Origin of the sequence: Cohnella sp. SGD-V74 (assembly GCF_003001675.1) — a bacterium.
Taxonomy (GTDB): domain Bacteria; phylum Bacillota; class Bacilli; order Paenibacillales; family Paenibacillaceae; genus Cohnella.
This window is the reverse complement of the sequence record NZ_PVYW01000040.1, coordinates 1-12,507: the sequence shown is the minus strand read 5'-3', so window position 1 is coordinate 12,507 and position 12,507 is coordinate 1. Positions and strand designations below refer to the sequence as shown.

The following is a 12,507-nucleotide window of genomic DNA, read 5'->3' as shown; positions in this document are numbered from 1 at the left end:
TTTATAAAAGAATATCCCGAAAAGGAGGAATCTCTGATGGGACTGATGAGCTCGTACGAGCGGAAGGGCTACATGCAGGGGCTGAGCGAAGGCAAAATTGAAGGGATGACCGAAGGCAAGGTCGAAGTCGCATCCCGAATGCTGGAAGAAGGCCTGTCCGTCGAGTTGATCGCTAAAGTGACAGGCCTGCCCGGTCCGGACATCGAGAAACTGAAAGTCTCGCATTAAGTTCACAATGGCATACAAAGGCCCTCGCGTTCCAAGGAAGAGCGGAACATGAGGGCCTTTCGCGTTCGCGTTAACTCCGCTCCGGAACGAGGAACGATACGGTCGTTCCTTCGCCGGGGCGGCTCCGGATGAACAAGCCTTGCCCGTACAGCTGGGTTAATCTTCGGTTCGTGTTGGACAGTCCGATCCCTTTGGTCCGATCCGCCCAATCCAGCAAGCGGCTTAATTTGTCGTCGTCCATTCCGACTCCATCGTCGGAGACCTCGATCAGTGCGGAGCCGTCCTGACGGACAATGCGAATCCGCACTGTCCCTCCCTGAATCTGTCCGCAAACCCCGTGCCGGACGGCGTTCTCTACCAAAGGCTGAATCGTGAGCGGGGGCAGCGTCAGTCTCATGTTCGGCTCGACTTCCCACACGATGTTCAGCTTGTACTCGAATCTTTCTTTCTCGACGTACAGATAAGAGCGGACAAGTTCCAACTCATGGGACAGCTCCACGAGCTTGCCCGAATTAAGGAAGTCGAAGCTGATTCTCAAATACGAAGTAAAGGCGTCTCCGAGCTTCCGCATTCTGACCGTATCCTCATCGCTTAACGCCATGATCGAGTTCAGGGCGTTGAACAGGAAGTGGGGATGAATTTGCGCCTGCAAATACGCGGCTTCCAGACGAAGTTGTTCGCTCACGGTTTGCTTGAGCGTCGTCAGCGCCCGAATGCGGTACTTCAGTTCAGTCGCTTCCACCGGTTTGGTGACGTAATCGTTGGCCCCGGCAAGAAAGCCGGCCTGAACGTCGGCAGGCCCGCTGCGGGCGGTCAGCAGCAGAACCGGAAGCTCCGACATCGAGAATCGTTCCCGGATTTTCTCGGTCAGCTCGTAACCGGACATCTGCGGCATCATCACGTCCGCGACGATCAAATCCCATGTATGGGAGCCGAGCAGCTCCAGCGCTTCGCGGGCGGAAGTCGCGGTGACGATGTTATACGGTTCGTTCGCGAGAATACCGACAAGCACTTTCAGATTGATCGTATCGTCGTCCACGGCAAGGATGTTGGCACGTCCGGCTTCGAAGGCCTGCGGTGATGAGGCGGAAGCCGAAGGTTCCGGGGACGTCTCGGTTAAGAGAGAAGCGGCCGCTTCCAGGTAGCCTCTATCCGTGAGGTCCGAGCGGAAAGTCAGCGCCGGCGGAGCGTCGGCCAGCGAATCGGCAATCGGCAGCGAGAAGCGGAACACGGAACCGACACCCGGTTCGGAGCTTACCGTCAATTCTCCTCCGTGAAGCTCCACTAATTGCTTGGAAATGCTTAAGCCGAGCCCGATGCCTCCGTCCTCGTTCAAGCTCCGGCTTCCTTGCTCGTAAGGGAGGAACACCCGGCGCCTCGTCTCTTCGTCCATGCCGGCTCCGGTATCGCTGACGAGGATAACGACCATCCCGCCTTCCGCAGCCGCCGATACGGTCACCATTCCTTCGTCGGTAAATTTCAGAGCGTTATGCAGCAGATTAAACAGAATCTGCACCAGTCTTTTCTCGTCGGCCAATACTTGCGGAAGCGAGTCGCCGATCTCGATCGCCAGACGGACGGGCTTGCCTTCCGCCATAAAACGGAGCATGGCGACGACGCCGGAGGCGATCGAAGCGACGGACAGCGGTTCCTTGCGCAGAACGATCCTTTTCTCCTGCAGCCGGGTGACGTCCAGCAGATCGTCGAGCAGGTGCGACATCCGCCGGCCGACCGTGATCAGAAGCTCCATATCCGCGACGCTTCGCTCGCCAAGCACCGGTTTTTCCCGTTCCACGACGCTGCGCGCCATGTTCATCATGCCGTGAAGCGGCGTTCGCAGCTCGTGGGAGGTATTGGCCAGAAACTGATCCTTCAGCTTGTCGGCCTCCCTGAGCTGGACGTTCAGACGGGTATTCTCCTCGGCATTGCGGAAGTAGCGTTTGAACCAGTAAGCCGAGAACGAAATAATGGCGGCGATAATATCGATCGGATAATAGACGGTCGTGCTCTGCAGCCAATAATCGACAATGCCCCAGAGGACGCTGGACAGCACGCTGACGATGGCGAGAAACAGATAGATGACGTCGTTTTTGCGTTCAAGCATCATTTTTACGGTCAGCCAGACAAACGCCGCCAGCGGCGCCACGTAGTAGAAAGTCATGATCCTGAGCCAGTAGCTGATGCTGACGAGCGTAACGTCCGCGAACAGGATAAACAGCGTATAGGCGACGAACGATCCGAAGAAGATGCGGTAGACCGCCGATTTCTCAGCTCTTCCGGAGAAAACTCTGCCCATCATTAGAATGAGCATGGACAGCCACATATACGAGAGAAGCCGTATTTTGATCAGCCACGTATAATTGATCGGCAGCCAGTTGAGAAGAATGACTTCGTCGGAAGAGACGACCGTTATGCCGGCGGCGAACAGCAGCAGCGCGAAGATCAGAAATTCTTTCTCCCGCCGGCTGAACAGGAACAAAATGAAGGCATACAGACCGTGTACGAGCAGGATCGCGAACGTCACGAGCTGGAAGCCGATCGAGTACCACCATTCGGTATCGATCGCGTCCTTGTCGCCGAACCGAATCGACCGGACGATCCCGCTTCGGGTGAAGTGGTCGAAGTTGGCCGCTTGAACGTATAATTCGACTTCTTCGGCGCCCTTCGTTTCGTAGGACAGCAAATAAGTTCTCATGCTGGGGACGTAGGTTTCCTTGCTCTCCCCGATCTGGCCGACCTCGAACGGCTTGCCGCCGTTGATCTCCACGCGGGAAGAAGCCCCGACTTCCTGGAACCAGAAGCTCAAGTCTAGATCGGGGTTCGGATCAATCAGAATGCGCAGCTTGTACGTCCCGTATCCGTAAGCGCCGTCGAAGCCCTCCACTCCGGCGGTTGCCCATCTTTCCGGAACGGATATCAACCTGCTGGCATGCTCTGCTTCGTTGGCGCGGTTGACGAAAGCCGAAGGATAGAAAGTCCACTCTCCGTCGAGCGGGATGGACGGATTGGCGCTGAAGTCCCATCCCCGCAAGTCGAGCGTGCCTTGAACGACGTCCGGATGTTGCGGGGTAAAGAAGATTTCGGACCAGAACCATCGCAGCCCTAGCAGAAAAGCGAGAAACAAGCCGGCCACTGCGGCGGATTTCAGCAGGGACTTCAGCAGCTTGGAATCTTGGATTGGCGTCATAGTATCGTACTCTTTCGACGTCGCCTTTCGATTTTCCTTGTTCACGGCCGCCGTTCTTCCATTTTCTAACCTTGCAAGGCCTGTATTTCCAACGAAAAGAAGGTATAGTGGAATCAGATATAGAAAGCGCAAGGGAGGCCAATATGTCGATATCGCTTGTGGTGCTTCAAGGGCCTAGCGCCTCCGGCAAAAGCACGATCCAGTCGCGGCTCGGACTGCCCCGAATCGTGACGTGGACTTCGCGCGCGCCCCGCGAAGGAGAGACGGACGGGGTGGACTATTTCTTTAAAAGCAGATCGGAGATGCAGCGCCTGCACGACCGGGGACAAATGGTGGAGATGACGGAATATCACGGCAATTTGTACGGGACGCCCTTGCAACTCGTAGAGGACGTTATTCGCGGAGGAGTCGCTCGTTCCGTCATTCTGGATCAGGCAGGAGCGGGCAAGCTGCGGGAGCTGTTCCGGGACAGGACGCTGCTGATCGGCGTGAAATCGGGCAAGGAGGATTGCCGAAGGCGGCTTGAGGCGAGAGGTCACGGGCCGGAGGAGATTCGCGTCCGGCTGAGTTCCTACGAGGAGGAGATTGCGGCACTGGCCGAATGCGATCTGGTGCTGAACAATTCGGACGGCAACCTTGGCAAAATCGATCTGCTGGCAGACTTCATCCGGGAAGGGTTGAGGAAGAACGATGGCGCATCGTTACGATCCGATCACCTTGAATAAGCGCAATAATCGCCAATAGGAGGATGGTCCATGGAGAGGGAGTTCGATGCGATCGTGGTGGGGGCGGGATTAGCCGGGTTGGTCGCGGCTGCCGAGCTTGCCGACAAGGGGAAGAAAACGCTGCTGCTGGACCAGGAACCGGAAGCGTCGCTCGGAGGGCAGGCGTGGTGGTCGTTCGGAGGGCTGTTTCTGGTGGATTCTCCGGAGCAGCGCCGTCTGGGCGTCAAAGATTCGAAGGAGCTGGCGTTGCAGGATTGGAGGGGCTCTGCGGAGTTCGACAGAGCGGACGAAGACCACTGGGGCCGGAAGTGGGCGGAAGCCTACATCGATTTTGCCGCCGGGGAGAAAAGAGCCTGGCTCCACGGCATGGGCGTACGCTTCTTCCCGGTCGTCGGCTGGGCGGAGAGAGGCGGGTACTTGGCGGAAGGCCACGGCAATTCCGTGCCGAGGTTCCATATCGTGTGGGGGACGGGGCCGGCCATCGTCGCGCCGTTCGAGCGGCGCGTTCGCGAACATCGCGACGGCGGCAGGATCGTCTATCTGCCTCGCCATCGCGTCGATCGCCTGATTCGCGAGCAAGGCGCGGTCGTCGGTGTAAGCGGTTCCGCGCTGGTCGCCAGCGATGCGGCCAGAGGGGAGGCCAGCTCCCGCGAGATCGTCGGGGAGTTCGAGTATTACGCGCGGGCGGTGCTCGTCACGAGCGGCGGCATCGGCGGCAACCCCGATCTCGTGCGGGCGAATTGGCCGGCCCGGCTCGGACAGCCTCCGAAGCATATGCTGTCCGGCGTTCCCGCCCATGTCGACGGGCGAATGCTCGGCATCGCCGAGGAGGCGGGAGGACGCATCGTGAATCGCGACCGGATGTGGCACTACACCGAAGGCATCCGGAACTGGAACCCGATCTGGCCGAGCCACGGCATACGGATTCTTCCCGGACCTTCTTCCCTATGGCTCGATGCGAGAGGCAGGAGGCTTCCGGCGCCCAACTTCCCCGGCTTCGACACGCTTGGCACGCTTGAGACGCTGCGGCGCACGGGCTGCGACTACTCCTGGTTTATTCTGACGCAGAAGATTATCGAGAAGGAGTTCGCGCTCTCCGGTTCGGAGCAAAATCCGGATCTGACCGGCAAGAGCGTGAGGCAGGTGCTGTCCAGGGTACTGCCGGGACCGACGGCTCCCGTTCAGGCTTTCCTCGATAAGGGGGAGGATTTCGTCGTGGCGGGCAATCTCGCGGAGCTGGTAGCAGGGATGAATAAGCTGACCGGAGAAGGACTGCTCAGCTTCGAGGAGATCGAGAGGCAGGTGCGGGCCCGGGATCGGGAGATGGACAACGCGTTCACGAAAGACCTGCAGATAACCGCGCTCCGCGGAGCGCGGCACTACAAAGGAGATAAGTTCATTCGCGTGGCGCGTCCGCACAAGCTTCTCGACCCGAGGAACGGCCCGCTGATCGCCGTTCGTCTGCATATCGTCAGCCGCAAAACGCTGGGCGGTCTGCAGACGGACTTATCCGGGAGAGTGCTCGGAGCGGACGGCCAGCCGGTTCCCGGCCTCTACGCGGCCGGAGAGGCTTCCGGGTTCGGGGGCGGCGGCATGCACGGCTACCGGGCGCTGGAAGGCACGTTCCTCGGCGGCTGCCTCTTCTCGGGAAGGACGGCGGGGCGGGCGGCCGCGGAGGATATCGGGTAAGGGGGACAACATATTGCGCTGGCCAGCGTCGAACGTTGAGTAACCTGAACTGCCTCCATCGACCGAACGGTGGAGGCAACCTTCAAAAAGTGGTTGCTTCTTCTCTGCCTTTCTGTTATTTTTGATATTAACAAATTGTTATTATCAAAATAATACAAAGAGAATCGCGCATGACTTCAGATGCGGGAGAGCAGACGGAGGGATAAGGATGAGGAAGCTGTGGGGAAGCTGGAACGTTTACGAGATTGCTTGGCTGACTTTGTTTTCGGGAATCGCCATCGCTTTGACGGTTATCATGAAGGATACTTTGTTCGGGTTTACGGTGTTTCTGACCGGCGTCCTCTGCGTCGTGCTGGCGGCCAAAGGCAACCTGATGACTTACGTCTTCGGCATGTACAATACATTCGGCTACGCTTACCTCGCGTATACGAACGGGCTGTTCGGCGAGGTGATGCTGAACTTGCTGTTCTTCGTACCGATGAATGCGGTCGGCTTCTTCATGTGGAAGAAGAACCTGCGCGGCGATCGGCAGGTCATTATGCGGCAATTAAACGCCGCAAGCTTGGCGCTAGTGGCGGTCGTCTGCGCAGCGGGCAGCGCGGCGCTCGGATACGGCCTGTCGCTGATCGAGGGGCAGAACTCGCCTTACATCGACGCATTGACGACCGTATTGTCGATAGTGGCGACCATTCTTATGGTTAGAAGGTATAAGGAGCAGTGGCTCGTCTACATTGTGCTTAACATTTTCACGGTGCTGCTGTGGGTAATCCGCACGGTCGACGGCAGCCCGGACGGCCTGCTGATGATCGTCATGTGGAGCGCGTACCTGGTTAATGCGATTTACGGTTATTACACCTGGAATAAAGGGGCTAGGGAGGCACGGGCATGAAAACGCTAGGTTTAACTTTGGGCAAGTTCGCGCCGCTGCACAAGGGACATCAATATATGTTCGAGACGGCTCTGCGCGAGGTCGACGAGCTGATCGTCGTCATCTACGAGACGGACGTGACGCCGATTCCGCTCCAGGTGCGCGCCGATTGGATTCGCAAGCTGTATCCGACCGTGAGGGTGATCGAAGCTTGGGACGGACCGGACGGCTACTCGAACGACCGGGAGCACGAAATCCGCGAGGAGCAGTACATTCTCGGGCTGCTGAACGGAGAGCAGGCGACGCACTTCTATTCCAGCGAATTTTACGGCGAGCATATGAGCCGGGCGCTTGGTGCGATAGATCGGCGGGTAGATGAGGCGCGCGGCGTCGTTCCGATCTCGGCGACGATGGTCCGCTCCGATCCGTACAAGTACCGGGAATTCGTCAGCGACGTCGTCTATCGGGACTTGGTCGTGAAGGTTGTGTTCGTGGGGGCGATGTCGACGGGGAAATCGACGATTACCGAGGCGCTGGCGAAGCGCTACGGAACGACGTACGCAAGCGAGTACGGCCGGGATTACTGGACCGAGCACCAGGTGGAGCGCCGAATCGATCTGCCGGCCTTCGACGAGATCGCGGTCGGCCATCTGGAACGGGAAGAGAAGGCGCTGCTGGAGGCGAATCGCTATCTGTTCGTGGACACCAACGCGATTACGACCTATATGTTCGCGCTCGATTATCACGGCAAAGCTCCGGATTTGCTGACACGAATCGCGCTTGAGAACGCGCAGCGGTACGACTTGTTCTTCCTATGCGACGACGATATTCCGTACGACGATACGTGGGACAGGAGCGGAGATCAGAAGCGCCAGGTGTTCCACAAGCAGATCATCGCGGATTTGAAGCGGCGCCGGATTCCCTACATTACGCTTAGGGGCGGGTTGGAAGAACGGATGCGGCAGGTTGACGAGGTGCTGGCCCGCTTTACGCCTTACGCCAACTACTTCGGCGAGCTTGGCGGAAGAGGCTGACGCAGGGACGGCTGCGGGGGGATAGGAGTCAGACGGGATCGGGTCGGATGGAATAGGGCTCGAATAAAAAATAGGCGAGGGATCAGCGATGGACGTGCGGGATCGGGACGGTTTGACGGAACGGGAGTTTCTGGAGCGGTATAGCGCGGGCGATTACGAAAGGCCTTCGGTGGCGGCGGACATGGTCATCTTCACCGTGACGGACGAGGAGGAGGACAATTACCGCAAGCTTCCGGAGAAGGAGCTAAGGGTTCTGCTCATTCAGCGCGGCGGCCACCCCTATCTGGGCCGGTGGGCGCTGCCGGGCGGCTTCGTCCGTCCGAGCGAGACGACGGAGCAGGCCGCGCAGCGAGAGCTGCGCGAGGAGACGGGCGTGGACAACGTCTATCTGGAGCAGCTGTACACGTTCAGCGACGTAGGGCGAGATCCTCGGACATGGGTGATGAGCTGCTCGTATATGGCGCTGATAGATGCTGGCAAGGTGCAGGTGAGAGCGGGGGACGATGCGGCGAACGCTGCGTGGTTTAAGGTGGCTTATCGGCTGCTGAGGGAGACGAAAGAGCCGATCGAGGACGGCGGATACGTGAAGACGTTGGCGCACGAGCTTAAGCTGACGTCTGATCACGGCGAGCTGACCGCGGTCGTGGAGCGGGTGCAGACGGTGACCGAGACGGCTTCCAAGACGACTTACGCCATTGTGTCGAACGACGGCCTGGCGTTCGATCACGCCAAAATCATCGCCTACGCGATCGAACGGCTGCGCGGCAAAGTCAACTATACCGATATCGCGCTGCATCTGATGCCGAAACTGTTTACGTTGACGGAGCTGCAGCAGGTGTACGAGGTCATTCTGGACAAGGAACTGCTGAAGGCCGCCTTCCGGCGCAAAGTGGCCGATCTCGTCTCCGAGACGGACCATTATACGGAGAATGCCGGCCACCGTCCGTCCCGACTTTATCGGAGGAATTTGGAGGGAGCGGAATGATTTACGATCTGGAGCAATTGAGGAGCGCCTGTCGGGCGGACCGCAAGTTTAAATATTTGTTTTTCTGGGGCCATACGCCGCCTGCTGACGGAAGCGTTAACCAGAGCTGCCTGAGCCAATGGTGGATGACTCCTTTTGAAATCGACGGAACGGAGTACTCCTGCACGGAACAGTACATGATGGCGGAGAAGGCTCGGCTGTTCGGGGATGGCGAGATGCTGAACGCGATCATGCAAGCCAAACATCCGAAGGAAATGAAGGCGTTCGGCCGCTCTGTCGGCAATTTCGACAAGGACGTGTGGGGGAGCCGGTGCTACGAGATCGTCAAACGCGGCACCTTAGCCAAATTTTCGCAAAACCCGCAGCTCTGGGACTATTTGAAATCAACGAAAAACCGCATTCTGGTCGAAGCCAGTCCCCGAGATCGCATCTGGGGCATTGGTATGGGCAAGTCCAATCCGAATGCGGAGAATCCGCTGCAATGGCGGGGAACAAACCTGCTCGGATTTGCGCTGACCGAAGCGCGTGACGAGCTGTTAAGGAAAGAGGGGAATACGAATGAACCGCAAAGAGATCGCGCATGAGACGGTGCGAATCATGGAGCAAGGAGGGTATGAATATAGCGGGCGGAGGATCGACTTCTCCGCGCAGCAGAAGCGTTCGGAGGAAACCAGCGTGCTGATCTCCCCACGCGTTGTTCGAGGAGATTCGATTCGCCGTGTTGGACGCTCGCGACGGCAAATGCATACGCGCTTTCGAGAGGGAATTTGCGTGAAACTCTTTTAAACGTTTGATAGAGAGGAGGTAAAAGGATGAGGCAGAGCAATAGAGACGTCGAGCTGGGCCGGTTTCTGAGCTTGGTGCTGCGGCACAAGCCGTCGGCGGCGCATATCAAATTGGACGACAACGGCTGGGCCGACGTCGACGACTTGCTGGCAGGCTGCAATCGCGCGGGCAGGAGGATCGACAGGGAGACGCTGGAGAGAATCGTCCGCGATAACAGCAAGCAGCGCTACAAATTCAACGAGGACCGGACCCGCATTCGCGCCAATCAGGGACATTCGGTGGCGGTCGATGTGGAGATGGAGGAGTGCGCTCCTCCCGAATTCCTCTACCATGGCACGGCTTCTCGTTCAATAGAGAGCATATGCGCGGAAGGCATCAAAAAAGGGTCTCGGCAGCATGTTCATCTATCGCGGGATACGGAGACGGCGATGCAGGTAGGCAAGCGGCACGGAAAGCCGCTTCTGCTTCGAGTTTCGGCGGCGGCCATGCATCGGGACGGTCACAAGTTTTGGCTGTCAGCCAACGGCGTCTGGCTGTGCGAGCATGTGCCGTGGCCCTACGTGATGCAAGAGGAGCGGGAGTAGAGGAAGACAACTGCAGGCCCGACCCGAAATGGTCGCGAATGACGGTTGGCGGACGATCGTCATGAAGTAAATCGAACCTTTTTCTCTCATGCGACCAATATCGGTCAATAGAGAAGAGGGGGAGAGAGCCGATGAGAAAAACGATGCTGTTGTTGCTGGCGGCTATGATGCTCGCGTTGGCGGCGTGCGGAGCCAAGAAGGAGGCGCTGCCGTCGCCATTGGACTACATCGATTCCGTGACGGGCATCGATCTGGCAGCGGAGACGGGCGGTCTGAGCGATCTTGGCATTTCGGAGCAAGAGGTGGTCGCTCAGCGCGGAGAGCCGACGTTCAGAGGGACGCTGAAAGGGGCGACCAGTTGGCGGGGAGAGGTCATTCTCGATTACGAGGATTTCACCTACAATCTCAACGGCGGACAGGTTGACGGATATTCGCTGAAGGGGGATGCCGCGACGGCCAGACAGGTGAAGATCGGGGACGATAAATCCCGCATCGAGGCGCAGTACGGCAAAGATTACTACGTGCGCGAGATGGACCAGATCCGGTTGATGGGCTACTTGGACAAGCAAAACGGCAGAGTCATCGAATTCATTATGGAGAACGATCGCGCGACGGTAATTCTCGTGGCCGATTTTGCGATGTACGAATCATGAGAAGGCTGCTTGCATGGCTATTGGCGGCTATGATTGCGGTATCGCTCTTTCCTGTCGGGGCCAATGCGGCCGAGGCGTCCGCCGAACTGGATACGGCGAAGATCGACGCGTTGGTCCGGGAAGGAATGGAGAAGTACCGAATCCCGGGAATGGCCATCGGCGTCGTGCACCGGGACCGAATGGTATACGTGCAGGGGTACGGTATCGCCGACGACGGCAAGCGTCCGGTTACGCCCGCCACGCCTTTCCTGCTGGGCTCGGTCAGCAAATCGCTCACCGCGCTTGCGATCGTGCAGCTGGCCGAACAAGGACGATTGGGACTGGACGACCCTGTCCGGCAACATTTGCCGGAGCTGCGCTGGAAGGAGTCCGAGGCGGGCGGGCCGGTCACGGTGCGCCATCTGCTGAATCAGACCGGCGGATTATCGACCTATACGGGGAGGGCTTGGATCGCCGACGGCGATCTTGCGCCCGCCGAAGCGATTCGTCGGCTGGACGGGGTTAAGCTTAAGGAGACGGCAGGAGCCGTCTTTCGCTATTCCAACGTGAATTACGCGCTGCTAGGGGAGATCGTGACGCGCGTCTCGGGAATAAGCTACGAAGAGTATGTCGCGGGCAGCATCTTTCAACCGCTGGAGATGAGGAACAGCTTTGCCGGCAACTCGGATGACGAGAGGCTGGCCGCCGGTTACCAGTCCGTATTCGGTCAATTGCGGGAGACGAAGCACCTGATAGCCCCTGCTCTCGTTCCCGCCGGCTACTTGGCCGCTTCGGCGGAGGATATGACTCATTACTTGATCGCCCAGCTCAACGAAGGGCAATACGGCGGCCAAGCAATCGTGACTCCGACGGGAACCCGCGCGATGCACAAGCCGGAAGTCGGCTTCTCTTACGGCCTGGGCTGGTTTTCATTCGGAAACAGGATCTGGCACGGAGGGGATGCGGAGAACTTTCACTCCGACGTCATTGCCGACCTCGATTCGGGCTGGGGAATCGTCGTGCTGATGAACACGAACGACGCGCTGCTAACGACGGTATACGGCCATGCTTACGGAGAATTGTCCATGAGGCTGATGGAGGCGGCCGTGCGTGGAGGCACTCTGCCTCCGGGATATCCGCCGCTCACTCCGTTCGGTTCGATCGAAGCGGTTCTGGGCGCGGTCTGCGTGCTGGCGGCGGTCTGGATCTCGGTTGACGTCATTCGAATGATTGTCCGGCGGAGGAGAAGGCAGTTTCCCGGATACCGGCATCTGTTGACGGCTATTGCGCCGTTTTATTTCGTTCTGCCGCTCATGATATTGATCGCTGTGCCGCGAGCGGCGGGAGCGCCTTGGGGGACGGTTTTGCGGTTCAGCCCGGGCCTGGGTCATGCGATGCTCGTCTTGTCCGCGGCGCTGCTGGCGCTTGGGGCGTTCAAATTATGCGGCTTTAAGGCAGAATCGCGAACTAGTAGAGCGCCCCCGAAGTAACGTAACCCAGATGTTGAAGAATCTAGGCTGACTCAGTCTTGCTGAGTCGGGTTGGAGCATCGAATGGGGCGTCAGAGTAGCTGCAACCGCGCTGAGTCGGGTTGGAGCATCGAAAGAGACGTCTGAGTAGCTGCAACCGTGCTGAGTCGGGTTGGAGCATCGAATGGGACGTCAGCGTAGCTGCAACCGTGCTGAGTCGGGTTGGAGGTAAGCGTCAAATAGCCCCCACCTTGAGATCAGTGGGAGCTGGCGTAGGCTAAGTATTAAGACTGATGCATTCGGCACGTGTTCGGCAACGA

The 12,507-nt window shown here is 58.5% G+C and carries 11 protein-coding genes and 1 pseudogene; 11 read left to right on the top strand and 1 reads right to left on the bottom strand.

The window, feature by feature from the left end:
* A pseudogene (locus B0G52_RS34850) lies at nucleotides 1-228 on the top strand (DUF4351 domain-containing protein); the annotation flags it as partial.
* Between the two features lie 70 nt (nucleotides 229-298).
* Here B0G52_RS34850 and B0G52_RS34845 read toward each other — a convergent pair.
* Entirely contained in the window at nucleotides 299-3,415 is a 3,117-nt protein-coding gene (locus B0G52_RS34845; protein WP_094051051.1) for a hybrid sensor histidine kinase/response regulator, read from the bottom strand.
* Between the two features lie 143 nt (nucleotides 3,416-3,558).
* On the opposite strand from B0G52_RS34845, the gene B0G52_RS34840 reads away from it, so the two are divergent.
* From B0G52_RS34840 to B0G52_RS34800, 10 genes are all read left to right on the top strand, one after another.
* Nucleotides 3,559-4,140 (top strand): guanylate kinase, encoded by a 582-nt coding sequence (locus B0G52_RS34840; protein ID WP_094051050.1) that lies wholly within the window; start codon nucleotides 3,559-3,561, stop codon nucleotides 4,138-4,140.
* A 30-nt stretch (nucleotides 4,141-4,170) separates the two neighbouring features.
* A complete protein-coding gene (locus tag B0G52_RS34835) occupies nucleotides 4,171-5,829 on the top strand; it encodes an FAD-binding dehydrogenase (RefSeq protein ID WP_094051049.1) in 1,659 nt (552 codons plus the stop codon).
* Between the two features lie 208 nt (nucleotides 5,830-6,037).
* The gene (gene pnuC, locus B0G52_RS34830) at nucleotides 6,038-6,718 is read left to right on the top strand and encodes a nicotinamide riboside transporter PnuC (protein ID WP_094051048.1); all 681 of its coding nucleotides are present in this window, start codon (nucleotides 6,038-6,040) and stop codon (nucleotides 6,716-6,718) included.
* Nucleotides 6,715-7,731, top strand: a complete 1,017-nt coding sequence (locus B0G52_RS34825; RefSeq protein WP_094051047.1) for an AAA family ATPase — start codon at nucleotides 6,715-6,717, stop codon at nucleotides 7,729-7,731. Before pnuC ends, B0G52_RS34825 begins: the two co-directional genes overlap by 4 nt.
* 88 nt (nucleotides 7,732-7,819) lie before the next feature.
* Nucleotides 7,820-8,716 (top strand): NUDIX hydrolase, encoded by an 897-nt coding sequence (locus tag B0G52_RS34820; protein WP_094051046.1) that lies wholly within the window; start codon nucleotides 7,820-7,822, stop codon nucleotides 8,714-8,716.
* A complete protein-coding gene (locus B0G52_RS34815; protein ID WP_094051045.1) occupies nucleotides 8,713-9,300 on the top strand; it encodes a riboflavin biosynthesis intermediates N-glycosidase in 588 nt (195 codons plus the stop codon). The genes B0G52_RS34820 and B0G52_RS34815 overlap by 4 nt, the downstream gene beginning before the upstream one ends.
* On the top strand, nucleotides 9,275-9,502 hold the full coding sequence (locus tag B0G52_RS35460) for a TIGR02452 family protein (RefSeq protein WP_143762689.1): 228 nt from the start codon (nucleotides 9,275-9,277) through the stop codon (nucleotides 9,500-9,502). Before B0G52_RS34815 ends, B0G52_RS35460 begins: the two co-directional genes overlap by 26 nt.
* Before the next feature lie 26 nt (nucleotides 9,503-9,528).
* A complete protein-coding gene (locus B0G52_RS34810; RefSeq protein WP_094051044.1) occupies nucleotides 9,529-10,086 on the top strand; it encodes an RNA 2'-phosphotransferase in 558 nt (185 codons plus the stop codon).
* A gap of 131 nt (nucleotides 10,087-10,217) precedes the next feature.
* Nucleotides 10,218-10,739, top strand: a complete 522-nt coding sequence (locus tag B0G52_RS34805) for a hypothetical protein (RefSeq protein WP_094051043.1) — start codon at nucleotides 10,218-10,220, stop codon at nucleotides 10,737-10,739.
* Nucleotides 10,736-12,208 (top strand): serine hydrolase domain-containing protein, encoded by a 1,473-nt coding sequence (locus tag B0G52_RS34800; RefSeq protein ID WP_094051042.1) that lies wholly within the window; start codon nucleotides 10,736-10,738, stop codon nucleotides 12,206-12,208. The genes B0G52_RS34805 and B0G52_RS34800 overlap by 4 nt, the downstream gene beginning before the upstream one ends.
* Nucleotides 12,209-12,507 lie beyond the last annotated feature (299 nt).

Bases quoted from the DNA above. Each gene is read 5' to 3' on its own strand.
- B0G52_RS34845 (WP_094051051.1), bottom strand. From the start codon at position 3,415: ATGACGCCAATCCAAGATTCCAAGCTGCTGAAGTCCCTGCTGAAATCC.
- B0G52_RS34840 (WP_094051050.1), top strand. From the start codon at position 3,559: ATGTCGATATCGCTTGTGGTGCTTCAAGGGCCTAGCGCCTCCGGCAAA.
- B0G52_RS34835 (WP_094051049.1), top strand. From the start codon at position 4,171: ATGGAGAGGGAGTTCGATGCGATCGTGGTGGGGGCGGGATTAGCCGGG.
- pnuC (WP_094051048.1), top strand. From the start codon at position 6,038: ATGAGGAAGCTGTGGGGAAGCTGGAACGTTTACGAGATTGCTTGGCTG.
- B0G52_RS34825 (WP_094051047.1), top strand. From the start codon at position 6,715: ATGAAAACGCTAGGTTTAACTTTGGGCAAGTTCGCGCCGCTGCACAAG.
- B0G52_RS34820 (WP_094051046.1), top strand. From the start codon at position 7,820: ATGGACGTGCGGGATCGGGACGGTTTGACGGAACGGGAGTTTCTGGAG.
- B0G52_RS34815 (WP_094051045.1), top strand. From the start codon at position 8,713: ATGATTTACGATCTGGAGCAATTGAGGAGCGCCTGTCGGGCGGACCGC.
- B0G52_RS35460 (WP_143762689.1), top strand. From the start codon at position 9,275: ATGAACCGCAAAGAGATCGCGCATGAGACGGTGCGAATCATGGAGCAA.
- B0G52_RS34810 (WP_094051044.1), top strand. From the start codon at position 9,529: ATGAGGCAGAGCAATAGAGACGTCGAGCTGGGCCGGTTTCTGAGCTTG.
- B0G52_RS34805 (WP_094051043.1), top strand. From the start codon at position 10,218: ATGAGAAAAACGATGCTGTTGTTGCTGGCGGCTATGATGCTCGCGTTG.
- B0G52_RS34800 (WP_094051042.1), top strand. From the start codon at position 10,736: ATGAGAAGGCTGCTTGCATGGCTATTGGCGGCTATGATTGCGGTATCG.